This is a genomic window from Mesorhizobium sp. M0244 (assembly GCF_040321795.1).
Lineage (GTDB): Bacteria > Pseudomonadota > Alphaproteobacteria > Rhizobiales > Rhizobiaceae > Mesorhizobium.
In genome coordinates, this window is record NZ_JAMYSE010000196.1 from 1 (window position 1) to 2,127 (window position 2,127).

3 protein-coding genes are annotated in these 2,127 nt (G+C 62.1%); all 3 read right to left on the minus strand.

The window, feature by feature from the left end; all coding sequences use genetic code 11:
- A partial coding sequence (locus NKJ08_RS38500; protein WP_352786362.1) for a hypothetical protein occupies positions 1 to 425 on the minus strand: 425 nt, incomplete at its 3' end.
- The gene (locus tag NKJ08_RS38505; protein ID WP_352786366.1) at positions 422 to 1,480 is read right to left on the minus strand and encodes an IS5 family transposase; all 1,059 of its coding nucleotides are present in this window, start codon (positions 1,478 to 1,480) and stop codon (positions 422 to 424) included. The genes NKJ08_RS38500 and NKJ08_RS38505, both read right to left, overlap by 4 nt.
- A gap of 299 nt (positions 1,481 to 1,779) precedes the next feature.
- Positions 1,780 to 2,127: transposase (locus tag NKJ08_RS38510; RefSeq protein ID WP_352786364.1), on the minus strand; the 348-nt coding region annotated here is incomplete at its 5' end.

Genomic DNA, 2,127 nt, shown 5'->3' on the forward strand with positions numbered 1-2,127 from the left:
TTGTGGCGCTCCAAGGCGACCACGTTGTAACATCCATACAGGAGCAGCCGCCCGCACCTTGGCTCGGGCGAGACCCCAATCACCCCATCTGTTGAAGAAGGATCACGTTTGGCCTTGAGGATAGCCTCGTCGCCGTTGTGATAGGCGAAGGTGATGTCGATCGAGCCGTCGTCGAGCAATTCGGCGGATCCGTCGCCGGTGACTTCGTCCATCTCATCGAAGCCAGCCCATGTGAAGAAGACCATTGAGGGGCTGTACCCGAGATCGAGGCCAGCTTGCAGGGCGCCAAAGGCGATCTCACCGTGGTTGTCGGCCCCGATGGTGATCGTGGCGGGTCCGCCGAGGTCGAGATAGCCGCGATCCCACAGATCAGCTTCGATGATCCGCCAGCGGCCGATCAGTTGACAGCCCGCAGGCGCGATCATGTCGGCCCCGCCAGCAGCTTCGGCAACCGCACGAGATTGTAGGCGGCGGCGCTGAAGGTGAAGGCCCATCCGACGCGGTCGCGGCCGCGGAACTTGGTTTGGCGTTGACCGGCGACCGTCTTGATCCAGCCGAACGCCTCTTCAATGCGCTTGCGAATACGCTGACTGACAGCATAGCCGCTATGCCGGGTGGTGCGCCCGTCGATGGCCGAACTACGGCCGCTGGTGTTCTGCGCCACATGCGGCGTCACCCTCATCGAGCGCAACTCGTTGACGAAGTCCTCCGCATCGTAGGCCTTGTCGGCACCGAGCGTGATCGCCTGCGGTCGGTCGGCGCAAGGCTCGACCATGTGCAGTGCCGCTACCCGCTCGGCATGCCCGTCGGCGAGTGTCAGGCAAGCATCGACCAGCAGGCCGTGGCGGTTCTCCATCAGCCCATGTCCCATGAAGCAGAGCTTGGCCTCCTTGCCTTGCCCTTTGCGATAGAGCCTGGCGTCAGGATCGGTGGTCGAGCCATGTGTATCGTTCGACCGCTTCTGGCCATGGAAATCCGCTTCGGCGTTGCGCCCGCCGCCTTGAGTTGGCGGCTCGCCCGAGCCGTCTTTCGGCTTGACGCTCTTCATCGACGCCCAGGCCTCGATCAGCGTCCCGTCGACCGAGAAGTGATCCGTCGACAGAAGCCTCTTGACCTTGGGCTGCGCCAGCACCGCCGCCAGGAACTTTGCCGCGATGTCGCCTTCCAGCAGCCGGTCGCGGTTCTTGGAGAACACCGAATGGTTCCACGCCGCCTCGTCGACACCGATGCCGACAAACCAGCGGAACAAAAGGTCGTATTCCAGCCGCTCCATCAACAGCCGCTCCGAGCGGATTGAATAGAACGCCTGCAGCAGCATCGCCCGCAGCAGCTTCTCCGGCGGGATCGATGGCCGTCCGATCGGCGAATATAGCGCCGCGAAGTCCCGCTCCAACGCCGAAAGCGCCTCGTTCACAATCGCCCGAATACGGCGCAACGGATGATCGCGCCGCACCCGAGCCTCAAGGTCCACGTAGCTTATATGAGGAGTGTCAAGGCCTTTAGGGCTCCGCTTTTTTGGGTCCGTTGGTTTTACGGTATCCATGGTCTGAGCCCGATTGCATGACGCGGCTCGTTTCCCGAGCCAGATCCAACTTATATACGGTCGCTGTTCGAAACAGCGGCACCAACATCCCGCTTGCGGCGGACAGGGGCTCAGGAAGACGAGACCATTCTGAGACAACGGCGATTGAAGCCACGCTACGTGCCGGTTCGTCCACCTCGGATCCGCCAGGACTGATCAGATCCTGGAAGATGGCAGAATTCGATGGGTGTAGCGCATCAGGCGACCGTCATGATCGCTCCCTCGATGACAACGCCGGCGTTAATGTATTTCCACAGCGCCACGAGCAGCTTGCGGGCCAGCGCCACGATCATTGTCTTCTTCAGCCGGCCGTTGTTCTGCTTCACCCGCTCCTTGAACCATAAGGTGAGCGCTGACTGCGGTTGATGGCGCACCCATAGCCAGGCCATCTGGACCAGCGTCGTTCGCAGAGTCGGATTGCCAGATTTCGACACCCCCTGCTCGTGATCGATCGCCCCACTCTTCCAGGGCGTCGCCGCCAGGCCGGCATAGGCGGCAACCTGACGTCGGTTGTCAAAATGACGCGACAGCCCCTCCGACCAGAG